Source organism: Bartonella queenslandensis (assembly GCF_018155095.1).
GTDB classification, from domain to species: domain Bacteria; phylum Pseudomonadota; class Alphaproteobacteria; order Rhizobiales; family Rhizobiaceae; genus Bartonella; species Bartonella queenslandensis_B.
The window spans coordinates 60,828-84,831 of sequence record NZ_NAAI01000008.1 but is presented as its reverse complement, the minus strand read 5'-3'; the positions used below and the strand labels follow the sequence as shown (position 1 = coordinate 84,831).

20 protein-coding genes and 4 pseudogenes are annotated in these 24,004 nt (G+C 36.5%); 8 read left to right on the top strand and 16 right to left on the bottom strand.

Annotated features, from left to right (window positions below; all coding sequences use genetic code 11):
- Positions 1-159 precede the first annotated feature (159 nt).
- From B5V81_RS06645 to B5V81_RS06575, 15 genes and pseudogenes are all read right to left on the bottom strand, one after another.
- Positions 160-984, bottom strand: coding sequence for a TrbJ/VirB5 family protein (locus B5V81_RS06645; protein ID WP_212112766.1), 825 nt, complete (start codon positions 982-984; stop codon positions 160-162).
- Positions 985-1,239: 255 nt separating this feature from the next.
- A pseudogene (locus tag B5V81_RS09195) lies at positions 1,240-1,467 on the bottom strand (trwi protein); the annotation flags it as partial.
- Positions 1,468-1,772: 305 nt separating this feature from the next.
- Positions 1,773-2,462, bottom strand: a complete 690-nt coding sequence (locus B5V81_RS06635; RefSeq protein ID WP_212112764.1) for a TrbJ/VirB5 family protein — start codon at positions 2,460-2,462, stop codon at positions 1,773-1,775.
- Entirely contained in the window at positions 2,459-2,602 is a 144-nt protein-coding gene (locus B5V81_RS06630) for a TrwH protein (RefSeq protein ID WP_212112763.1), read from the bottom strand. The genes B5V81_RS06635 and B5V81_RS06630 overlap by 4 nt, the downstream gene beginning before the upstream one ends.
- Positions 2,603-2,844: 242 nt before the next feature.
- Positions 2,845-3,690: a TrbL/VirB6 family protein gene (locus B5V81_RS06625; protein WP_212112762.1), complete on the bottom strand. Its 846-nt coding sequence runs from the start codon at positions 3,688-3,690 to the stop codon at positions 2,845-2,847.
- Between the two features lie 190 nt (positions 3,691-3,880).
- Entirely contained in the window at positions 3,881-4,630 is a 750-nt protein-coding gene (locus tag B5V81_RS06620) for a TrbJ/VirB5 family protein (RefSeq protein WP_212112761.1), read from the bottom strand.
- The gene (locus tag B5V81_RS06615; RefSeq protein WP_212112760.1) at positions 4,627-7,098 is read right to left on the bottom strand and encodes a VirB4 family type IV secretion/conjugal transfer ATPase; all 2,472 of its coding nucleotides are present in this window, start codon (positions 7,096-7,098) and stop codon (positions 4,627-4,629) included. The genes B5V81_RS06620 and B5V81_RS06615 overlap by 4 nt, the downstream gene beginning before the upstream one ends.
- Before the next feature lie 2 nt (positions 7,099-7,100).
- On the bottom strand, positions 7,101-7,409 hold the full coding sequence (locus B5V81_RS06610; protein WP_212112759.1) for a VirB3 family type IV secretion system protein: 309 nt from the start codon (positions 7,407-7,409) through the stop codon (positions 7,101-7,103).
- Positions 7,410-7,421: 12 nt separating this feature from the next.
- The gene (locus B5V81_RS06605) at positions 7,422-7,733 is read right to left on the bottom strand and encodes a conjugal transfer protein (RefSeq protein WP_212112758.1); all 312 of its coding nucleotides are present in this window, start codon (positions 7,731-7,733) and stop codon (positions 7,422-7,424) included.
- 126 nt (positions 7,734-7,859) lie between these two features.
- A complete protein-coding gene (trwL, locus tag B5V81_RS06600; RefSeq protein ID WP_212112757.1) occupies positions 7,860-8,171 on the bottom strand; it encodes a VirB2 family type IV secretion system major pilin TrwL in 312 nt (103 codons plus the stop codon).
- 115 nt (positions 8,172-8,286) lie between these two features.
- On the bottom strand, positions 8,287-8,604 hold the full coding sequence (gene trwL, locus B5V81_RS06595) for a VirB2 family type IV secretion system major pilin TrwL (RefSeq protein WP_212112756.1): 318 nt from the start codon (positions 8,602-8,604) through the stop codon (positions 8,287-8,289).
- 127 nt (positions 8,605-8,731) lie between these two features.
- The gene (gene trwL, locus B5V81_RS06590) at positions 8,732-9,049 is read right to left on the bottom strand and encodes a VirB2 family type IV secretion system major pilin TrwL (RefSeq protein WP_212112755.1); all 318 of its coding nucleotides are present in this window, start codon (positions 9,047-9,049) and stop codon (positions 8,732-8,734) included.
- A 136-nt stretch (positions 9,050-9,185) separates the two neighbouring features.
- Complete coding sequence (gene trwL / locus B5V81_RS06585) at positions 9,186-9,503, bottom strand: VirB2 family type IV secretion system major pilin TrwL (protein ID WP_212112754.1); 318 nt, start codon at positions 9,501-9,503, stop codon at positions 9,186-9,188.
- Entirely contained in the window at positions 9,466-9,765 is a 300-nt protein-coding gene (gene korA, locus B5V81_RS06580) for a KorA family transcriptional regulator (protein WP_212112753.1), read from the bottom strand. Before korA ends, trwL (B5V81_RS06585) begins: the two co-directional genes overlap by 38 nt.
- 104 nt (positions 9,766-9,869) lie before the next feature.
- The gene (locus B5V81_RS06575; RefSeq protein ID WP_212112752.1) at positions 9,870-10,541 is read right to left on the bottom strand and encodes a lysozyme family protein; all 672 of its coding nucleotides are present in this window, start codon (positions 10,539-10,541) and stop codon (positions 9,870-9,872) included.
- A gap of 743 nt (positions 10,542-11,284) precedes the next feature.
- Here B5V81_RS06575 and B5V81_RS06570 point away from each other — a divergent pair.
- A complete protein-coding gene (locus B5V81_RS06570; RefSeq protein ID WP_012232510.1) occupies positions 11,285-11,572 on the top strand; it encodes an H-NS histone family protein in 288 nt (95 codons plus the stop codon).
- A 1,872-nt stretch (positions 11,573-13,444) separates the two neighbouring features.
- Here B5V81_RS06570 and B5V81_RS06565 read toward each other — a convergent pair.
- Positions 13,445-14,722, bottom strand: coding sequence for a ubiquinone biosynthesis hydroxylase (locus tag B5V81_RS06565; RefSeq protein WP_212112751.1), 1,278 nt, complete (start codon positions 14,720-14,722; stop codon positions 13,445-13,447).
- Positions 14,723-15,525: 803 nt separating this feature from the next.
- Between B5V81_RS06565 and B5V81_RS09190 the strand changes: the two are divergent.
- The 7 genes and pseudogenes from B5V81_RS09190 to B5V81_RS06540 form a co-directional block, all read left to right on the top strand.
- Positions 15,526-16,056: pseudogene (locus B5V81_RS09190) on the top strand (DNA translocase FtsK 4TM domain-containing protein); the annotation flags it as partial.
- A gap of 459 nt (positions 16,057-16,515) precedes the next feature.
- Positions 16,516-17,967: pseudogene (locus B5V81_RS09185) on the top strand (DNA translocase FtsK); the annotation flags it as partial.
- A gap of 1,189 nt (positions 17,968-19,156) precedes the next feature.
- A pseudogene (locus B5V81_RS09180) lies at positions 19,157-19,336 on the top strand (DNA translocase FtsK); the annotation flags it as partial.
- Positions 19,337-19,786: 450 nt separating this feature from the next.
- Positions 19,787-20,395, top strand: a complete 609-nt coding sequence (locus B5V81_RS06555) for a LolA family protein (protein WP_212112749.1) — start codon at positions 19,787-19,789, stop codon at positions 20,393-20,395.
- Between the two features lie 33 nt (positions 20,396-20,428).
- Positions 20,429-21,238, top strand: a complete 810-nt coding sequence (locus B5V81_RS06550) for an exodeoxyribonuclease III (protein WP_212112748.1) — start codon at positions 20,429-20,431, stop codon at positions 21,236-21,238.
- Between the two features lie 67 nt (positions 21,239-21,305).
- Complete coding sequence (locus B5V81_RS06545; protein WP_212112747.1) at positions 21,306-22,784, top strand: efflux transporter outer membrane subunit; 1,479 nt, start codon at positions 21,306-21,308, stop codon at positions 22,782-22,784.
- The gene (locus B5V81_RS06540; protein ID WP_212112746.1) at positions 22,781-24,004 is read left to right on the top strand and encodes an efflux RND transporter periplasmic adaptor subunit; all 1,224 of its coding nucleotides are present in this window, start codon (positions 22,781-22,783) and stop codon (positions 24,002-24,004) included. Before B5V81_RS06545 ends, B5V81_RS06540 begins: the two co-directional genes overlap by 4 nt.

Sequence of the window (24,004 nt, the reverse complement as noted above, 5' to 3'; positions counted from 1 at the left end):
ATTTTTTATCATCTTGGAATATGGATACATGCTAAACACTTTATTTGCATTTATGCATTACCTAAGTATCTTCACCACGATATCTTGACTTTGATAAAATCTTTGTGCCCTTTTGAATGATTGGAATGGCACTGAAACCTCCTACATTGGCTTTTGTTTTCAACGTATTCTGGGCATATCGCTTTTTTCATGGTCAAAAAACATCATATCAAGTTCACGCCTTTTTCTTTTGATAAGTGAATGCTCAGCGTCACGTAAATACGCTACCATTTCCATCTTTATAGATTCATTTTGGATCATGGCTAATGTACCATCGATATGTGCTTGAAGATCAGCAATATCTTTCAGGTTTTGTTTTGTTTGAAGTTCATCGAATAGATTTTTGAGATATTGAAAACGACTTTCTATGTTTTGAAAATTTTCTAAACTTGCAACTTTATCTAGAACCGGTATAGATTGTAAACGCTCGGAAATAGTTTTGCTCATTTGATCAAAATTCCCAGAAATTCTGTCTTCTTCCTCCAATACCTTTTGATATGATTCCCTTGAAAGCTTACTGTTTGTATAGAGAAATTCTGGCTCTTTGAGAAAAAAACTAGAAAAGTCTATTTGATTTGGTTGAGTTGTCTGACCCTTTGTTATAGCTTGATAGGTTTTTTCTATTTGTGAAAGTTGTTTTTTTTTCAATTCAAGTTGTTTTTTCAAGAGCTCAATAATTTCTAGATATTCTTTTGATGAGGCAGCTTTTGGCAGGGAAGAAGAGACTGGTGGTGGAGCAGGAACGGAATTTTGTTTAGGCTCCTGAGTATCAAGATCCGTTCTGCGACTACATAAAACAGAACCATCAGACAGCCGTGTCGGTGTACACCCCTTAGGGTCAAGGCCAAATTTCTTGAGGAGCTCTTGAATCTGCTCAGCTGTAGTAGCGAGAGCTGATGTTCCGAAAATTATACTGATCACTATGGTGATAATTAGCTTTTTCATATTTTATTATCCTTATTTTTCATATCTTGTATTAAGAAGCTGGCAATTTCATTATTGAATTAATGCTAAATTTACACTACAAAATCTAATTATTTATCGTTCGGATATTAAATTTCTTAATCTCTATTAAATTATTCTATAATTTTTATCTCTATTAAAATTTTGATTATAAAATTATAATAGACGATAGTTTTTCTTTATTTAATGAGGTGTTTTATTGTGTTGCTTCTACGAAAAGTAGTACTGCCTATTTTTCTAGTTTCTATGTTTCCATAGATGTCCAAATGTCATGCCTTTTGCGAGAGAATTGACCATGCTTGATAGTTTGAGTAACAGCATGATGGATATAATGGACAAGATGAGAGCTCCTCCAAACATGGCTGCTACATTCTGGTTGTAATCGAGCTTCATATCACCCAAATAATTTGCAAAGATATTCATCATCAGATTAAATACAGTTGTTAAGAGTAGAATGAAAGCGATGGTGATTCCAATTGAAACGAAGGGTGTAATTGTAGCAATTGCGTTTGAGGAAATACTCGTGACATATGTTTGTGCTATCTGATCAATGTTATCGAAAAGTTGCGTGAATATAGTGAAGCTCATGGCATTTCTCTTTAACCAATTTTTAACTTTTTATTACCTTGGAACATAGACACATGCTAAACGTTTCATTTGCATTTATACATTCCCTAAGTATTTTCACTACGACATCTTGACTTTAATAAACTCTCTGTGTCCCTTTGAATGATTAGGATAAAAATGAACTTTGACATTGGCTTTTGTGTTCATCGTATGCTGGGCATATGGTTTTTTTCATGATCAAAAAATATCATATCAAGTTCGCGCCTTTTTCTTTTGATCAGTGAACGCTCAGCGTTACGTACATGCGCTACCATCTGCATCTTTATAGACTCATTCTGGATCATAGCTAATGTACCATCGATATGCGCTTGAAGATCTGCAATATCTTTTAAGTTTTCTTTTGTTTGAAGTTCATCGAATAGATTTTTGAGATATTGAAAACGACTTTCTACGTTTTTAAAAGTTTTTAAAGTTACAGCTTTATCTAGAGTTGATATAAACTGTAAACGAGCCCAAATAGATTCGCCTACTTGATCAAAAGACCCAACAATTTCGTTTTCTGCTTCCAACACTTTTTGGTATTTTTCCCCTGAAAGCTTATCGCTCTTATAGAGCGATTCTGGCTCTTGGAGCAAAAAACTAGAAAGGTTTATTTGCTTCGGGTTTGTTTTCTGACTCTTTGTCATAGCCTGATAGTTTTTTTCTATTTGTGAAAGTTGTTGTTTTTTCAATTCAAGCTGTTTTCCTAATAAATTAATAATTTTCACAGCAGAATCTAACGATATAATGGGTGAATTTAGAGATGATGAGGATTCGGAGGCTACAACTGTTGGAACTAAATTCAGTGTTCCCAAAAAGGCAATCATGCCTATTATAATAAACGGCTTTTTCATCTGTCTCCTCGCTTAATTTCGGCAGGGATTGTTTTATTAATAGGCACACGGTTCCTATCATTGGGTTGTTTTAGCTTTGGTGCTAACGCACAAGCCGATAAAATGTTTGCAATCAAAATTATAAGAATGACATTTTTCATATTAATATTACTCTTTATTTATTGTTAGATTTATCCTAACATTTTTTGTCATTATTATAATTTTAATAATAAAGTAAAGCGTATAGTTTGCGATAATTTATCTTTTCTTAATTTCATGTTCTCATTGATGAAAATAATTCAATTTCAGTGCAAATATTTTCCACTGTAGGATGAGATATCGTAGTTATTTTGTCCTATGGATTAAAGGCGTCTATTATGAGAATCATTTCTTTTTATATTCTCTAGTTTCTATGCCTCCATAGATGTCCAAATGTCATGCCTTTTGCGAGAGAATTGGCCATGCCTGATAGTTTGAGTAACAGCATGATGGATATAATGGACAAGATGAGAGCTCCCCCAAACATGGCTGCTACATTTTGGTTGTAGTCGAGCTTCATATCACCCAAATAATTTGCAAAGATATTCATCATCAGACTAAATACAGTTTCTAAGAGTAAAAAGAGGATTATACAATTCACGACTTGGATTATCCATTGCTCAAAGAAGCGATAGGTTGGTTGCCAGAGCAAGGCAACGATGAAGATAGGGCCCAATCCTACGAGAAGTATGATAGCGATTTTTGTCAGTAGAACGAGACCACCGCCGATTGCTACAACGAGACTTGTCGCCAGCAAGATGAGGATACCTAAGAGGCTGTAAAGCAATCCATTGGCCTCAAAGAAGGCGGTTTCTTCGAAAAGACGACCTGCATATCGAAATCCGTTGTTTGCTACTGTGTCAAGTAAAGTCATTAATTGTTGATCAGTGAGTGGATCTGTTGTGAGCGCTTTTGATAATTCATAGGGCATTTGTGTTATCAAATTCGCAATGTCATTCTGATAAAGCCCTGCGGTAAGAGCTATTGAAGTAATAATACTTATTCGCAGGAAACGGTTTACGAATCCGGATAGTGGCATATCGATAGCGCCCCGGATGATAAGCCATCCATAGATGATGAAAGTGATGGTGATTCCAATTGAAACGAAAGGTGTAATTGTAATAATTGCTTTTGAGGCAATATCCGTGACGTATGTTTGTGTTATCTGATCAATTTTAGTGAAAAGTTGCGAGAACACAGTGAAGTTCATGGCATTCCTCTTTAACAAATCTTCAATTTTTTATATGATTTTTTTAAGCATTTTACGTTGAATTTTTTAGAATGAAATCAAATCTCATAGACCTTTTCAGTCTATGAGAGAACTGAGTATTATGCATTCACCTTTGCCTTTTACGAGCAGACAAGAAAAAATACTATACAAAATATTATTATAAAAAGCTTTATCGAATAAATTTTATGGTGGGCATTTTTGTATTTTTACTATTCAAAATTTTTACGTTATGCTTGTCCTTCTGCTGTTTGATCAGTGTATATTCAGCGTTGCGTAAATGTGTGACCATTTGTAGTTTTGCTGTTTCATTTTGTAACATAGCGAGCATTCCAATTATATACGCTTGTAACTCGGCAATACTTTTTAGATCTTTTGTTTTCTTGATTTCGTGCAATAATTCTTCAATTTGCTGAAAGCGATTTTTTGCATCTTGAAAAGTATTTAAACTCACAGCTTTATCCGTGATAGCTGCATATTGGATACGCTTGTTGATAAAACTGTTAGATTCATGGATAGAGGTAGGAATTTCCTCTTCTTTTAAAACACTTTCAAGTGATGAAGATAGAGTTGAATAAGTATTTTTATTATAGAGTGTCTCTGGATTTTTGAGAAAAAAACTGGTGTTATCTTTTTGATTCGTTTTGAATTTTTCAGTATCGATTTTTTGGCTTCCCGTTATAGAATCGTGGATTTTTTTTGTTTGTTCAAGTTGTTTTCTGAGTATATCAAGAAGTGGGGTAACTGGGTTTACTTTCTTTTTTTGTATAGTCACTTCAGGCTTTGGTGTCTCTGAGGGAGACCAACCAAAAGCTTTATATAGTGAGGATGAATCTGGAATCCCTCCAACTATAAGAGCCATCGCCGGATTTGAAATCCCTAAAGCTATCGCTACTGCTATCGAAATGACCTGTTTCTTCATGTTTCCCTCCTGTCATTTTTTGCATGCTTTAAAAAAATTGGTAACCATATTGCTGGATCATCGCCAACTTCCGCTATAATGCTTTCGGCTAATTCTGCGTTGTCAGGTGTACCCGATAACACCAAGAGTTCATCATTAAAGTCGTGTTCGATAGTTTTTCCATCGCTTGTTACATGGAACTTACCGAGATTCAGTTCTGCAAGCGCAGATTGATCACCTTGCTTAATAAGGAATTGGCGACTAAATTCACCAAGTCCTTTAACGAGTTCAAATTCAGTATCTGTTAGTTTAAAGCCTTTTGTATAATCTTCATAATTTGCTTTGGGATTGGCTAGAAAAATATAAGTCGCACATTGTTGAATGAGTGTTTTGGCAATATTACTCTCCAAAGCGTCACTAGGCTCTTGTGTTGCGTAAACAAAAATACCATTTTGTTTACGGATAGTCTTTTGCTTATTTTTCGCTAAATCTTCAAAGTACGGATCTTGCAATGGTTTCCAAAACTCATCAAAGATATACATAAATCGCTGTCCGCTAATCATACCTTCTGTACGGTAAAGCAGATACATCATCACTGGTGTACGCGTTTCCAAATTATCTAAGAATTCTGTGATATCAAAGCCATAAATTTGATGGGTTGATAGATCAAGAGCATCACGAGGATTATCAAATAACCATCCATAATCATTGCCTTCGCACCATTTGAGTAAACGAGCGTGAACAGATGGGTGGGCATTATAATCATTTGAACGCGGATTTGGTAAGAATTGCACCAGAAAAGACAAACGACGCAGTGAAGGATCAATGTTATTGCTCATAACAGACATAACGGCTTTATTAATTTCTTCCTCGTCGTGATGTGTGACTTCACCACCAGCTTCTGCCAATTTTTTAATAAATTGTTTCAGAAAAATCAGATTCTCTTGTGTGGGAGGAAGTTGAAATGGATTAAAACCACTTGATCTGCCTGGTTTGAATGTTAGATATTTTCCACCCATCGCTCGAATGGCAATTTCCATACCACGATCTTTATCAAAAACAACAGTTGTCGGTTTAAATTTTTGCGCTTGTGCTAACAAAAAACTGAGCAGCACAGTTTTACCAGATCCAGATTGTCCGATAAGAGCAGTATTACCAAGTAACCGTTTATCAGTCGAATCCTCTTCAAGTTTGGAAGCATGAAAATTGAAATAAAGTGGTGTTTTACTGGTTGTTTTAAGAATTGTGACGGCTGGCCCCCATGGATTGCCAGTGGGTTTTCCTGACATAAAATTATGAAAAGATGAGAACGATAAAAAGTTTAATGATGTAATTGGGGCAGGACGAGGCCTCCATTTCCAATTGCCAGGAAGTTGTGCCCAATAGCCAGCTTCTATCGCTAAATCTACAGGTTTCGGTAATACTGCAACATCTAATAGTGCTGCACTTGCTTTAGCCATACAATCACGGACTTGTTGAATTGTATCACCATATATAGTCAATGTACAATGATGTTCTCCCATGACAAAATGCCCACTGACAAGCTGGTTTAGTGCTTCGTCAATTTGTGCAATTTGACTTGTTGCCACATCACGTGCATCAATAAGATTACGCTGATGCCGTTGCAAATAGTCTTTAGCAGCATGTCGAGAGAGAACCGAAAAGCTCTGCGTCAATATGAATTCAAAGTCACTTTCCAGCAAAACATTCAATTGTCCTGGTTTGGTTGTTGCGTCGTATTCTTTAATCTCCAACATTCCAAATCGACGCATTCCACTGGTTGTACGTAGTTCACCAAGAGCACCCCATTTTGAGAAAAAGGGTCGATTAATAGACATGTAGTCAGCAAAACGGTCATGGCAAATGGGCATAGGGCGATATTCACCATTGACAAGCATCCCAAGGAATTCAAGTGCAGAAGAATAAACATGTCCATTTTTTTCATAAGCACCAAGAAGTTCTGCACCATAACGTTTTAAGGATTGACCTAAAGTACGATTTATGTCATTGAGTTCTTTGATACATGAGTCTTGTCGCATCTTTTTTTGATCAAGTGTCTCGCGCTCATGTTTAGAAAAGAACGACATAATTTTATCTGCTATCGGTTGGAAAACAACAGTCAAATACAAATCATTGACCATCAAATTATAACCAGAAAAGCTCTGCCGATATTTTTCATCAAGCTGATAGCAAAACATTTGATCAAATGTTGAATCAGGATATTCATAAACACGGCGGCGCACAATATGTGTCCAAAATGACAAATTAGCTGATGCAAGCCCCCGTAGAGTATTGTTAAGATCTTTTGTCCATTGAAAAATATCTTCTTCCGAAGCGCTTTGATGCGAACGCCCGTCAATTTTCCAAATTGATAAATATTCCGCATTCTTAGTAGAGATAATCGTATCTGTAATATGATGTGAATAAGGGAGGAACAGGTTTACAGGTGTCTCTGATGCGAGACGTTTGCTGCTTTCAACAGCGCTCATGTTTATCTCCTTTTACTATAATCAGTGGGACTATAACTTGATGCGCCCCAAAAACCTTTATTGCGATTGCGAAATTTAGTATCGATCCATAACCACCAGATACGAAAAGCCTTATCATCATTTTTAGTAATTTGCACCATAATGAACCATAGTGGCGGCGCTATAACCCACAAAAAGATACTTACTGTCATAGCAATAACAGCTACGCCCATAACCATAACAATAAATGGCATCATGGGAACACCCCAAATCGTTGGAACACGTGTTGCCCCTTTGAATAGAGGAAATTCTTTTTTTTCTTGTGATTTCATGGGATGCTCTTATCACTGAAGATGAAATAATATGTGACTAATATAAAAGGCTGCACCAGCAATAATGACACTGAATGCCCATCGCATAAACGTAGCTCTTGCAATGATGCGAAATATATAAATAAGCAAAAGAAATAAAAGAATAATGGCAGCAACAACAGGAATAATTACACTTAATCCATATTGCATCCCTATAAAAACATCAAAGCTCTTTGTTTCCATTTGGGCATATGCAGATCGCGTCATTAAGAACATCATTGAAGTGATAAAAATAACACTAATTTTGTTGCATATTTTTGCTTGAACCGTATTTAATCGTTTCATATCTTTTATCCCCTTTTTAATTAAATTTGCTACAAATAATATTCCTTTTTTTGCAGTATGAGCGTCATTATTATTGGCACACGCTTATAATTAACAAATATTTAAAACATTATGTGTTATACAGGTTTACGCTTGACCTGTAAACAACAGTTTAGCAAGTTGAACTGATGAACCTGCGATGACAACACCGATTGCCCACCGCACAAATGTATCTTTTCCAATGTAGCGTCCCGCGTAACCAATTGCTAAGCATAAAAGTATAACGGCAGCGGCAACAGGAATAATGTGATCAGTAAGATCTGTTTGCAGAGCTTTTAAAGCTTCTTCAGCTTTTAGTTTTGCATACGCAGGATGTACTATAAAAAATACACTTATAGCCGAAGAAATTGCTGTGATTCTATTGTTATTTTTTAATTGGAAACTAATTAACTTTTTCATATTTTACTCTTAATTAATGTTATCATTAATACTTTATAAATCCTATGAGACTCTTGTATATTTACAATTATCAAACATAAAATCTCATATTAGAAACATTATGTATTATACAGATTTACACTTGACCTGTAAACAACAGTTTAGCAAGTTGAACTGATGAACCTGCGATGACAACACCGATTGCCCACCGCACAAATGTATCTTTTCCGATGTAGCGTCCCGCGTAACCAATTGCTAAGCATAAAAGTATAACAGCAGCAGCAACAGGAATAATGTGATCAGTAAGATCTTTTTGGAGAGCCTTTAGAGCTGTTTCAGCAGGACCTAATTTTACATTCGCATATGCAGGATTGTTAATAAAAAACACAATTAAAGATGCAGAAATTGTGATAATTTCATGATTATTTTTCTGGGAACTAGTTAATTTTCTCATATTTAGCTTCATTTATTTCTCATAAATATTTTTTCTACGAAATAAGAAATAATTTCATTGATGTGTAACGAAAACATTGAAATCCAAAGTTTTTTTACAAAAAATATTTCATATTTTAAAAGATTTATCAATTAGGTTTAAACAATAAATTGGCAAGTTCAGCAGCTGAACCTGCGATGACAACACCAATTGCCCACCGTACAAACGTATCTTTTCCGATGTAGCGCCCTGCATAACCAATTGCTAAACACAAAAGTATAACGGCAGCAGCGATAGGGATAAGCGTTTTTAAGTCGGTTTGGAGTGTAGTTAAAGCATTATTTGCAGGAGTTAAAACTACTGCTCGGGCCAACATAGGATTGGCCATAAAAAAGACAGCTGAAACTGTAGAACTTTTAATCGTTTTATTGTGAATTATTCTCTGAATGATATTTGATTGTTTCATATCTTTATCTCAATTCATATTATAGTTGGTATCAGTAATCTCTTTTCTTCAATATGTTTTTTATTGAATACAATAAAAACACTTAAATCTAAGTTTTTCTTTCGTGACTCTCCCTTTTTATATTCCAAAAGATTTATCAATTAGGTTTAAACAATAAATTGGCAAATTCAGCAGCTGAACCTGCGATGACAACACCGATTGCCCACCGTATAAACGTATCTTTTCCGATGTAGCGCCCTGCATAACCAATTGCTAAACACAAAAGTATAACGGCAGCAGCGATAGGAATAAGCGTTTTTAAGTCGGTTTGGAGTGCATTTAAAGCATTTTTTGCAGGTTCTAAACCTGCTGCTTGAGCTAATACAGGATTGTTAATAAAAAACACAGCTAAAGCTGTAGAAAATGCAGAAATTTTATTACGAGATTTTGTGTGAAGAATATTTAATTGTTTCATGTTCTTTATCCTGATTAAGATTAAAACTCCCACAAATAACCCCTCTTTCATGAAGAAACTTAAAGAGATATTTGGGATCAGCCCAAGTTCTTAATTTTCCTCTTTGTGTAAGTAATGTATATTTATTCGGTTTTCCGGTGATTGGATCATCGGCAACAAACGTAAAATACCATTCCCTTTCTGAGCGCATCACAACTGTAATTTCACGTGCTGCTCTCTGACTAAATGCTATATCAACGCTGTTTTGTTCTATCATTTTCATTTTTCTGCCCTCAATTAGAAGAAATTTTGTCCAATCTTACTAATTAGAGCTTTAACATTTTCTTATCTAGCTTTCATTATACCATCCTATCAAAATTCTAGTTTTCATTCGTGAAAATATTCGTCACCACTTAACCGCTTTGTCGATGAAGAAGAATCTTCCGCGGCAAAAGCGTCACGACCAACACTTTCTTTATGCACAAACGCATCTTCTAATTCCTCTGAAGAAAGAGGGAGAGAATCTATTTGAGGCGCCTGTCCTAGTTCTTCTTTTTTAAGCATTACAGGCTCTTGCAAACCCTTATCTCCTTGTGCAACAGCTTCTACCCTGATATATGAAGTAACTGTCTGTGTATCAGTATCAGCACCACTGTTTAAGTTTCGTGTGTTGTAAAAATTTAACACAGACTGCAATGTTGCTTTTTCAAAGATACAATTTGATACTTTTTGTTTATAACAGTAAGCCAAAGCACTTTGTACAGCTGCAGGATTTCTACAAAAGTTAAATGCCCCAAAAAAAGAAAACCATTTCATATTTTCAACATTAATCTGCTCAAAGATTACGTCAAAATTATGTCTATTTTGTTTAAACTGTTCAGTTATTGCGGTTTCTTCGACTTCCTCTCTAAGTGAAGACAATTGACGGAATAATTTATCATTATTGCTTGTTATATAAACACTATCCTGTGCTCTCTGTTCGATGAGAGCTAAAAACGCTTGATGGGGAGTATTGGATATGTATGCCGCAGCAAACATTGTGAAATCTGGAAAAATCATCAGCAATACACCTTATTATGAAGACTTTTATTGATATAAACGCCAATTTTGTTTGGTGCTTTTTGTCGCTGTTTTTTGATTTTATAAATTTGCAGAACAAGATTGTTTAGCTTAAAGTATTCCCTGTAATTATTGCTTTTTTCTTTTCTGATAAGATTTCTAATATATACGAATATCCAAGAAATAAGATCAATATGTGGCATAAAATAGAGCAGATTATGCCAACAAACATTATCGGAATGACGGACAAAAACACAACTTCTAAAGAATAACGACCTTTTGGACGCTATTAAATTTGCTTGTTTTATATAATTTTTTAGTTGCAAAAAAAATTTTAAAGAACGTTTACACGAAATGAAAATTCGTTGTACTTGAGGGTAGCTCTTATCTTTATGATAAACTACACCATCATTGTAAGAGAAGGGCTTGTTCTTTGTTGCATATTGCCATAGTTTATAGAATGGTGATTTATATTTACTTTTGACTGCTGATTCATGAGAGTCAGAGAGGTGTAGGGGTATCTGTGCGCTGTACTTTCCAGTTCCAATGACTGAACTGAAAAAAGATACAGCGGTGGAAGCTGAGACATAAATAAACAGCTCTTTGTAGTACAAAACACATCTCCGTCAAAGTGATATATTTATCGTAATTTTAATTTTGATAATAAATAGACAAAAATTGTCTATAATTGTGTTTAAAATATGGCAAAGGGCAATTCTTTTTTTGCAAGGGGAGTGATTAAGGTGAATGATCTCAAAAATATGAATTTTGATGAACTACAAGAGATGCGTATACAAATCGATATGGAATTGAAAAAACGGCAAGCAAAAGAAAAGCAAAATGCACGACGAAAAATTCTTGAAATTGCTAATACCCATGGAATTGATATCGCTGATCTTGTGAGTAAAGAGCGTCATTATAGGAATCCCAATAACCAATGGGAATTATGGAATGGGCGCGGGCGTAGACCTAAGTGGATTAAAGAGTGGTTGGAGAATGGGTACACGCTTGATGAACTTGAAGTAACATAACATATGTGCGATATTTATAAGGAAAGGGAATATCAAGAGATATGAATGCAAGAAATAGACTCTTTCTGCTCCTTTGATTGTATAAAAATACTGAACTGATATGTTAGCCTATTGAGGTGTCAAATAAAAGGGCAGAAAGTATGGACAAATATATCTGAATGCAAAAGGTATGATTTCATAAATTGGTATCACCATTATGCTCACTCGTTTAAGGTATTATAATTAATTTTGGCATTTGAGAGAGGAGGATACTTTACCTCCTTTTGTAGTTTTTCTTAACATTGCCTTTTTTAGTCTATGAAAATCGATGGTTTTATTGATTCTTTACAAAAAGAGTTGGAATCAGAAGAATTTATTGCGTCAGGTACATTCCAAAGGAGCATGCCAATACTATTGTTATATTTTTCATCCACGAGGTTGTGACAGTTCTTGGTATTTGAGACGGTTAATAAGAGGCGTTTTTAGTCTTTTCTTCAAACATTTTTACCCACATGGCCTGTTTGTTCGTGATATGTGACAGGCATGGTTTTGATTGATTCGATAAGAGAGAGTTAAAATGAGAGAACTTACGGTGTTCAAGGTTCTAAGTAACGAAAAATTATTATAAATCAATTTGTTGTTTTATTCTAAACTAATATAGAAAATGATAATTTTATTAATCAATATGTTGATAAATGGGCTTCCTTATCTTTTTGCAATATTGTTCTGTAGAACAAGATTCTGATGTTATGGATTTCGGTTGGTCTTTTTTCTGTAAGATTATATATTGTGAGGCATGCACTTTATTTAGCGTTTATATAGTTGGGATGAGTAAGTGTGTGAAAAACGAAAATTTTTTATGGCGGATGCGGGGGTTAATGGGGATTTTGTGACACGTTTTGAAATGTCTGTGATTAAAACTCATTTATAGGCATTTATTGAATAAAGAGCGTATTGAAAATAAAAAGGTTGAGTTCTTTTTTACTGCAGTTTGTTTTCTTTTATGGTGTGGAGATTAAGAGGTAATACATAAGTTTACAATTTTTTTTATAAAGATATAGAGTGTAGAAAACTTTGTTGTATATCGAAATGCTTTTCTAAAATCGTGTCGCATTTCACAATAAGTTTTAAAGGACTTGATAAGTTTTAAAAGATTTGTCTGAGAAATAGAACGCCATTGTTTTTGCTAATTTATAGGCTTTTAAAAAGAAAACATCTTCAATGCAGATTAGCTTATTTTATGATGTTTCGTGTGAATAGTATAATGTAAAAGTCTCTATAAAGAATATAGAATCCATTGTTCATCATCATTTTTATTTCGATAAATTTACTTCAATAAAAAGTATAAAAGCTGTGCCTTTATACACTTTGCTAACTTTTAATGTTTTGCAATAGGCTTTGACACAAGGGATGTGGCATGAAAGGTTTTGCTTCTTTTTTTCAATCATTTTTTATCTATATGCTCATCCCATTTGTGGCGTGCAAAGGGTGATTTTGATTACTTCAACGGGAAAGGGATTAGAAATAAGAGTATTTTATGATTTTTAGCTTTCTCATTTAACATGAGAACAATGATGTATTCATTATAAGTCAAAGTTTGTTTGACAAAGAATGACTTATTTATTTTTTTATGCTTGCAAAACACTGTCTTTTGAGGTCTGGTGATATAAAGCAACTTCAATTAAATATTTTTTTAGTGTGTGGTGAATATTTTTAAAGTATGGCTTGCGTGTCTTTCCTATGGTTAAGTGAAATACAGGAGGGGGAAGTCAAGGGAAATTTACGCGATAAGAAACCGGATTGTTTACAGACCGGATTGGATGGGATTTTTTGTTATTGAGGGGAGGGAAAGAAGCCAAAGGTTGTAAAAAGTGAAAAGGTATGAATTTTTGCTTAAAGCGGGAAGCCGTTTAGGAGACGAGGCGCATTTGGGGTAAGGCCAGCAGCTTCTTGAATGAAATATTTTTTTATTTTTGGCGTTTGATTGATGATTCCAAGACCGGTATCGCGAAGCATCCGTGAGAGAAGGTTATCGTTAGAAAAGAGTTTATTAAGCCAATCATTGCTTAAAGCCATATGGACAATTTCAAAACGTCTCCAACTTTGATAGCGCTCTAAAGCAGTGAGGGAGCCAATGTCAAGACCCAAGCGTGCTGTTTCAATAATCACTTCAGAAAGGGCAGCGCTATCACGTAATCCTAAATTGAGTCCTTGTCCTGCAATGGGGTGGATGGTATGGGCAGAATCTCCAATGAGGGCAAAACGGGGCTTAATACATTGACGTGTTAAAGAAAGGTTTAGGGGAAAAGCTTGACGTTCACCATTCCAAGAGAGTTTTCCTAATTGATGGCCAATGCGTCTTTCGAGTTCTGTTTCAAAAATAAGTGCATCAGCTTTGAGGTAATATTGCGCAGTTTTATGATTTTCATTCCATACAATGGCGGATCGGTTGCCTTTGAGAGGGAGAAGAGCGAAAGGTCCAGCAGGTAAAAAATGTTGAATTGCTTGACCATTATGGGGTTTTTCATGTTCAACTGTGCAGATGATTGCTGTTTGTTTATAGGCATGAGAAAAGTTTTTAAGACCTGCTTTTTGGCGTAATTTTGAATGGGCTCCGTCAGCTGCAATAAGCAATTTTGTTTGCCAAACCTCTTCATTATTTAAGGTAACAGTTGTGTGTTGGTTGTCTTGATGAAAATCAATGACACGCGTGTTTGCCATAAAAGGGATATCGAGATCTTTGACACGTTTTTTTAAAGTGTTGATGAGTTCTCTATGTTCTACCATAGTTGCAAAGGGTTCACCGGGGGTAATGTCACCTTCAAATGTTAAAAGAGTTGGTTTTACAGGATCACTTAAATTTGTATCTGTGATGATCATGGAGTGAATGGGTTGTGCACAGGGTTGTATAGATTCCCAACATTGCAATTGTTTTAACATACGAACAGAAGCAGCAGCAAGGGCGATGGTTCGTATATTAGAAGCAGGAATATCTCCTCCTGGAGCAGCATCAACGATGTTTATTTTCAGATTAGGGGCTGTTTGCTTGAGTGCTATGGAGAGTGTTAAACCGACAGCCGCCCCCCCTGCAATGAGAAGGTCACATTGCTTGATTTTATGGGTTTTTATTTTTTTATTGGGTTTTACATCTTTATGGTTATTAGAATACACAATGCTTTTTCCATTATTTATGAGGCTTTTTCCGTTATTTACAGGGCTTCTTCCCTTGTTTAAAGTTTGTTTGCTGTTAAAAAATATTGTTCTTTAAAATTATCTACAATATTTTAATTTTTATTTTTCTCCCTGCTTCACAAAGACGAGATTTTTCTTTGGATGAAATATCTTTTTGGTGTCAATCTGATGACAGATGAGTGTTTTAGAGCTCTTTTGTTTTACTTGTGTGACTCACTTTACAGATTTATCGGATCAGCCTTTTTTGAATATCTTCTTCAACTCTTTTTACACTTGCTTGATAGAAAAGAAAACTAAAATTAGACAAAGATGGAAGTATACTTTTTAATTTGTATGAATGTCCTTATAATATGCTTGTTCTGAAGGGGTACATTGAGGATGATAGATAAAAATTGTGTTCATTCGTGATGGTTAAAACGATATTAAGATTTTATTGCTACCATAATCTGGCATAACCTTCTGTTTAGGAGAGCGATAGAGACTGTCATAAATTTTACACCCCATGTCAAATTTTACACATGAGATGTTTTTTGGGTTGCTTGGGTGATAAATATTCTAGGGTAGGGCTTTTTTCGTTTTTTATGAAGGATTGTTCCTTAGGATGGTAGTATTAGATGAATGATATGAAGTGGGAAGAAGGTAGAGTGCGTTAGATTAAGAAGTTGGATTGTTGACAGATGATTGTTTACAGATCGGCATTGGGTGACAGCTTCGTCCTTTTGGGGGAGAGGGAGGAAGTTATAGCTCTTTAAATATGAAAGCTTTGTATTTGGAATTGATGGATGCACCGAAATTCTTCTCCTTATGATTCATTGGAAGCACAAGATTCTCAAGGTTTTCGGCTTGTTGAGATGTTTTTACGGCAGATTGGCGTCTTTATTGGGCTTGGGCTTTTGGGCTTTATTATTTTTTGTGTGTTTGCTTTGGCGACGTGGAATGTTGCTGATCCCTCTTTAACCCATGCAAGTACAAGTGAGGTTACAAACCTTATGGGGTGGTTGGGGGCAATTTTTTCAGATTTTATGATGCAGTTTTTTGGCTTGGCAAGTCTTGCTGTTTTGTTACCACCATTATTCTGGTCTTTTCTCTTATTGGCACAAAAGAATATCTACAATTTGACTTTGCGCTTTTTTTTGTGGGTGATATCAACAATTTGTTTTTTAATGGCTTTTGCCCTGATGACGCCTGTTGCTTCTTTCACTTATTGGCCATTGCCCATGGGGTTTGGAGGGGTTTTAGGAGATAAAATTTTAAGGATTGCTTCTTCAATTTTTCCTCTTTTGCTTTCTCCATTTTATACGGTGCTCTTCAGTGTTGTTTTTATCCTTTTAGGTTTTTTCACTGCTGCTTTTGCTGGCAATGTGATATGGCGGCGTCGAAAAAAGAAAAGAAAAGAAAAAAGAATTCCAAAAAACGAAATCATTGATCCGGTCTTTGAGATGGAAGAAGATGGGGAAGATGCTGCTGAGGATGATCGGGAGAAGCATGGTTTTTTTGCGACAACTTTTGGAGCTCTGTTACATATTTTTTATTTTTTACAAGCGCGTTTTTTTCGTTTTTTCTGTTTCAAAAGGTGTTCTCAGGGGAAGGAGCAAGGCAAGTCATTTGATCGGGTTGAACCAACTTTTTTGGACGAAAAAGAAAAGTGTGAGGAAAATCAAAATAAAGCTCAGGCTTCTTCTGTTAAAAGTCGAAAGTCTTTAACGGTTTTTTCAAATGGTGGTTTTGTTCTTCCACTTTTAGATTATCTAGCGGTTTCACCACCATCTGTGCGGGATGCAAAACTTTCTCCAGCTGCTTTAAAAGCAAATTCTCAGGAACTTGAAGGTGTTTTATTAGATTTTGGGGTCAAAGGAAAAATTATAGATGCTTGTCCTGGACCTGTGGTCACTTTATATGAATTCGAACCGGCTGCTGGCATTAAATCATCTCGTATCATTAGTCTGGCAGATGATATTGCGCGCTCGATGCGTGCGATTTCTGCTCGTGTTGCTGTGGTTCCTGGACGCAATGTGATTGGAATAGAATTGCCTAATGTAAAGCGTGAGATGGTCTATTTAAGGGAGATTGTGCAGGCACAGGAATTTGTTGAAAGCAAAGCAAAATTAGGGCTTGCCTTGGGCAAGACAATCGGGGGGGAAGCTGTTATTGCAGATTTAGCAAAAATGCCGCATCTTTTGGTTGCTGGTACAACAGGTTCGGGAAAGTCTGTTGCTATCAATACAATGATTTTATCATTGCTTTATCGTATGACGCCTGAACAATGTCGTCTCATTATGGTTGATCCGAAAATGCTTGAACTTTCGGTTTATGACGGCATTCCTCATTTGTTAACACCTGTGGTGACGGATCCTAAAAAAGCAGTGACTGCGCTTAAATGGGCTGTTCGTGAAATGGAAGAGCGCTACAGTAAAATGTCAAAACTTGGCGTTCGCAATATCGATGGATTTAATGCACGTCTCAAGGAGTCAAAAGGTCAAGGAGAGACAATGAGGCGTACGGTTCAAGTAGGCTTTGATCATGATACGGGTGAGCCTCTTTATGAAACGGAAACACTTGATTTTAGTCCTATGCCCTATATTGTTGTCATTATTGATGAAATGGCTGATTTGATGATGGTCGCTGGTAAGGATATCGAAGGTGCGGTTCAGCGTTTAGCACAAATGGCACGTGCCGCCGGTATCCATGTGATTATGGCAACACAGCGTCCTTCTGTTGATGTTATTACTGGGACGATTAAAGCCAATTTTCCTACACGTATTTCTTTTTCCGTTAGTTCAAAAATCGATAGCCGAACAATTCTAGGCGAACAGGGGGCTGAACAATTATTGGGACAAGGGGATATGCTCTTTATGATGGGAGGAGGACGTATTCAGCGGGTGCATGGACCTTTTGTTGCGGATGATGAAGTGGAGCAGGTTGTTGCACATCTCAAAGCGCAAGCACGACCGGATTATTTGGAAACAATTACCCAAGAAGTTGAAGAAGAAGGTGCTGATGTTTCTTCAGCTTCTCCTTCAGCTGATGACCCCTATAGTCAAGCTGTTGCTATTGTTCTTCGTGACCGTAAAGCTTCAACCTCTTATATTCAACGCCGTTTAGGCATTGGGTATAACCGGGCTGCGACATTGATTGAAAGGATGGAAGAAGAAGGTATCATTAGTCCAGCAAATCACGCAGGAAAAAGAGAAATTTTAGTCCCTGCTGAAGAAGAACGCTTTTGAAAATTTTATAATCGTTTTTTAATAATATCTTATAAAACTAGGTATTTATTCTATTGTACCGTAGAAATTTCTGTACTATTTGGCATGAGCTCTCTCAATTTTGCGATAGCTTTTTGACACTTGAGACGATTTATAAGAGCTATTCTTTATCTTATATCATTTTACCTATACGTTAATCTTGCCTACACGTTAATCTTTCTTGTAATGTGCAAGAAAATAAATTGAATTGATTCAATATGAGGGGGAATGTGGTGAGAGAATCTTACCGTATTCAGTATTATGATTTCAGTTAAAAAATGATAATTTATGATTATAAATCAATATTTATATAAATAAAATAGTGTCATTGGGGGAGAAAAGGTATGCAAGGCTTGATATTTAAGTTTTTTGCTGTTTGAATCGTTCGATCTCACGGAAAAACCAGTTGCGTCATGTGACTTGCCAGTCTGCTTTTATGCTGTTCAAATCACCTTCGAAAAAAGTTTATAACGTATCAGATAAGTGGATACCTTAGTGCTTGTTATGAAGGGTTAGTCTGTCGCATTCTTAGTCAAGTGAATTATAAGGGGTGAAAAACCAAGTAAAACTTGCTAAAATTTAAACTGTTTACAGAATGGGTTGGCTGAGAATTTTTATTCTTTTGGGTGGGGAGAAAGTCAAAAAAGCATTTTTTCGATTGAATTTTTTCATTAAAGAGTTTTCAAATTCGCAAGCAATATATTTAAGATTTAACTCCGTCCCGTGGTCCCGTGTATCGACTATAAGCCGTGTTGTTTCAAAGATTAAGAATAGAAAAGAAGAGATTATGCGTTTAGCCAATCAGTAGAAAGATTAAAAAATTGGGATACTTTCGAAAATTCAAAAGAAAATTGATTATTTGGATAATGCATTGATTTATAATAATATTGCATTACTCATTTTAAATAAGAGATCTAAATATCGTAAGATTCTTTCATTTCAAGCCTGTTTATATTGAATCAATAAAAACCATTCGCTTGCATGTTACAAGCAGGAAGAGCCTGTATGTATAAAAAAATTAAGAAAGAACTAAAAATGTTTGTTATGAACCGTTTCAAGTGCAAAGGATTGTCGCAACATTTTAAGGTTTGCAAAGCGTGTGATGGTGCTGGCTTGGAAACGATACCGCAAGAAATCAAAGAAGGATGTTTCTTTTGTTTTTTCTTTAGCAGATGGTTATAGCCAAGCTGTTGCAGTGGTGCTTCGTGATGGTAAAGTTTCAACTTCTTATATTTAATGCTGTTTAAGCATTGAATATAATCATGCTACGACATGGATGGAGAGGATCGAAGAAGAAGGTATAATTAGTTCAGTCCAGTGTCGTTGGACATGGGGTTTTATAGTAAGTTAGAATAGATAGTAATTTATTGTTTTTACATACAAAATTTAGCATTAAATGCGAAATGAGAGAAATGCAAATGCGTGAAGCGTGCGTTTTATCAAAATGAATTTTAACAGTTAAAATTGCCCAAAAGAGCAAAAAATTGTAAAAATCGAAATTTGAGCGTAAAAATGAGTAAAGGCTTTGAAAATCTTTTGAGAGCTCTTAAAAAAACTTTGAAAAAATAAATTGTTGCAAAACATGTTGGCAAATTATGTAAAATCCAATGACAAGCTTCATCCAGCAAATCATATGGGGAAGCAGAGAATTTTGGTGCCTGTCGAATAAGAATACTTCTAAAAATCTTTTGATAGTTTTTTCAAACAATATCTTTATCTTATAAAGCAGGGTATTTATTCACCATGGGTGGCTTAATTATAAATGATCAAGTCAATTAGATATTGTTTGGGAGCATTTTTTATGAAAACATCTTTTTTACCGCAAAGAGGAGTCTTTGGACTTGTGGGGATTCTTGTCTTTTGGTGTTTAACTTTTCCTGCTTTTTCGCAATCCTCTAATAAGGTGGCAAAGGCGCAGAATATTGCCAACCACTTTGCGGCAATCAAAACAATGACAGGTGACTTTATTCAATTTAGTCCAAAAGGGAAAATGTCTCAAGGAACATTTTATCTTGAGCGCCCAGGGAAAATTCGCTTTATTTACAAGAAAATGCCTTTACAAATTATTGCAGATGGTCAATTTGTAGGCATTAACAATCGGGCTTTAAATACTTGGAACTTTTCACAACTTTCGCAAACGCCAATGAAGTTTTTGTTGGATGATAAAATTGATCTATCATCTGGGCGTTTGTTGGCGCTTCGCGAAGATCCAGGGGCAGTAACAATTGTTCTGCGTGATAAAACGATTGGGGCAGGGCAAATAAGAATGGTGTTTGATTCTAAAAGCTTTGCTTTGCGACAGTGGACAATTGTTGACCAGCAAAACTTGGAAACAACTGTACAGATTATGAATGTGCGAACAGGCGTTCTTTTTGTTCAGGGCATGTTTACACTTCCTTCGAAGAAATAAAGCAATAGTGTTACGTCATTGGAATTGAAACAGATGTTCTTTCGTATTGCGACTTGGAATATTAACTCTATTCGTTTGCGCCTTGCACAGGTTTTTCAGTATTTGGAACTCTTTCCGGCTGATGTTTTGTGTCTACAGGAAACAAAATGTCCCGATGCTTTATTCCCAGTGGAGGCTTTTGAAGCAGCAGGATATAAGTATATCGCACTGAATGGACAAAAATCTTATAACGGGGTGGCGATTGTTTCTCGTTTGCCTTTTAAAAAGGTGAACAAGCGTTTCTTTTGTCAAAAACAAGATTGTCGCTATATCTCAGTGATTGTGGAAACCCATGGTAAATTAATGCGGATTCATAATTTTTATGTTCCTGCTGGAGGCGATATTCCTGATGCTGAGGTGAATGAAAAATTTCGCCATAAGCTTGATTTTTTGGAAGAAATGTCTTTTATCCGCGCTGATCAGGAAAAAGGGATGTCTTCTCTTTTGCTGGGCGATTTGAATATTGCTCCTTTAGCAGAAGATGTTTGGTCTCATCAGCAATTATTGAAGGTTGTAAGCCATACACCCATTGAAACCGAGCGTTTACAGGATTTGTGTTGTCAGGGCGGATGGGTTGATCTCATGCGGTTGCATATCCCTGTTCCTACTAAACTTTACACATGGTGGAGTTATCGTGCTCGCGATTGGGCTCTTACGGATTATGGGCGGCGACTTGATCATGTTTGGTCTTCTCCAGATTTAGCGCCTTTTTTGGTGGATCTTTCAACTTTTCGTGATGCGCGCGGGTGGGAACGTCCTTCAGATCATATTCCTGTGCAAATTGTATTTAATTTTTCACGTTAGTTTTGAAATAATAGATAAATAAAGTATTAATATTACATAATGATTCTGAAAAAATGCGGGAGATTAGATGCATATCAGAAATCTCAAAAGGGGAATTTCTAGTAGATTAATTTCGAATGTTGTGCTGTGTTTTCTTTTGTCTGGATGTATGGTTGGTCCAAATTATCATAAGACATCTTTTTCTGTTCCAGCGCGGTGGGGACAGCAGTCTGCACAGATATCTGGGCATTCAATTGCGCTTGCAGGGTGGTGGCGGCCTTTAAATGATCCGGTTTTAAATACATTAATGGATCAGGCAATTTCTGGAAATAATGATATTGCGGTTGCCAAAGCGCGGATTCGTGAGGCGCGTGCGAGCTTAGGGCAAGTGGTGGGATCTTTATTGCCAAGTATGTCAAATACAATTTCAGGAACCCGTAGTGGATCTGGACAATCTGATACGTTGAACCAATATCGTAGTGGATTTGATGCAAGTTGGGAGCTTGATTTTTTTGGAGGGCATAAGCGAGGTGTTGAAGCAGCACGTTACGGTCTTGAAGCGGTGGTGGAAGATATGCGTGCGACGATGGTCATATTGTTAGGAGAGGTGGCAACAAATTATGTTCAAATGCGCGGGTGGCAACAAAAACTATTAATTGTGCGGCAAATTGCGGCGACACAACGCAAAACATATGAATTAATGCAGACCAAATTAACAGCAGGTAATATTTCAGAGCTTGATGTTTCAAATGCAAAAGCGCAAATGGCTAATACAGAAGCCGATATTGCTCAGATGGAAGCAAATGTGGCTATGAGTATACATCGCCTTTCTGTCTTAACCGGTCATGTCCCTACGGCTTTGAAGAATCTTTTGCAAAAAAATGCCAAACACGTAAAAATTCCACAACCACAATGGCCAATACCAGCAGGAATTCCGGCAGATATTTTGTTGACACGTCCCGATTTGCGACGGGCAGAGCGGCAATATGCACAAGCAACAGCACGCATCGGTCAACGTGAGGCAGAACGTTATCCGTCGCTTACATTAACGGGGAATATTTCAACAGCAACAACAGCAATGGATCAATTATGGAAAAGTTCAACCATTGGTTGGTCTTTTGGTCCTAATCTTCGTTTCCCTTTCTTTAATGGAGGACAGATTGTTGCCTCTATTGCGATGGCGCGGGCACAGCGTGATCAGGCTTTTATTACTTATCGCGCGGCTGTATTGGGGGCTTTAGAAGATGTCGAAAATGCGCTCGTAAGATTAACAAAGGAACATCAGCGCCTTGAAAAGCTAGTCGTTGCAAATAAAGCTTTTATGCATTCTTTACAACTTTCACGAAGTCTTTTTGAAAATGGCAATACCAGTTTTCTTGAATTGTTAAATGCTGATCGTTCCTATTATTCTGCGCAAATGGCACTTAAAGATAGCCGTATTGCTTTAGCTACCCAATATATTGCTTTGATGAAGGCTTTGGGGGGGGGATGGGATGGTGCCGTGGATGTATCACGCTCGGAAGTTGTTGATGGTATTCCCCATTCGCTTGCAAAGGTAAGGCAATGAAAAAAAATTTCATCAAAAATTTCGTTACAAAACGCAAAAAACTTTCATTCTTTCTTATTTCTCTCTTCATTATTATCATTTTGTTGTGGTTGCGCTCTGTTTTTTTTGGAACATCTACACCAGTGTATATGACAGCTGTGGTGAAGCGTGGTGATATCGAAGAAAGTGTTTTGGCTTCAGGGCTTGTGCGTCCTTATCGGTTGGTGGCGGTTGGGGCACGTACTACGGGGCGGGTGATTTCCATGCGCGTTCTGCCGGGCAGTGTTGTCAAAGAAGGGGATCTGTTGGCAGAAATTGATCCTACAGATCAAGAAAATGATCTAAAAAGAAAAAAAGCAGCATTATCGCATTATTATGCGAATTTAGTGGAACAAGAAGCTTATCTTTCTCTTGCACAAAAAAATTTAGAACGGCAGAAAAAAATGATCGAATCGCGTGCAATTTCAAAGGCTGATCTTGATGATGCGGCAACACAAGTGAAAATACGCGAGGCGCAAATTGCTCAACTGCAACAGCAGATTGTGCAAGCTAAAATTGATGTGGAGAGTGCAGAGGTTAATCTCGGTTATACGCGGATAACAGCTCCTTCGGCAGGTACCGTTTTGGCAACGGTTGTTGAAGAAGGTCAGAATGTCAATGCTGTTCAGTCCGCACCTACAATTGTTATTTTAGGCGATTTGTCAAAGATGACTGTCAAAGCACAAATTTCGGAAGCTGATGTTCTTAAAGTTCATGCCGGACAGCCTCTTTATTTTACGGTACTGGGCAATTTACAGCGTCGTTATGAGGGTACTTTGGAAAGGATTGAGCCGGCTCCTGAATCCATTCGTGCTGATGTGAGTATTAATCCTGGGGCAGGAGGGTCTAGCTCTCTCATATCGTCGGCAATTTATTATAATGGGATTGTGCATGTTGATAATAAAGACAACTTTTTGCGAACTTATATGACAGCCCAAGTGCATATTATTTTAGGACGTGCTCAGAATGTTTTGTTGATTCCAAGTGATGCTTTGCGTGATGAAACAAAAGAACACAAAGCATGGGTTTCACTTTTGGTGGGAAAAAATAAAGTGGTAGCAAAACAAGTGACCGTGGGGCTTAATAACAAAGTAATGGCAGAGATTGTTTCAGGGCTTGATGAGGGGGATGTAGTTATTACCGGTTCACGCGATGGTGTGATGCCAGAAATTCCTGATGAACAGAGTAACGATGAGAATTAA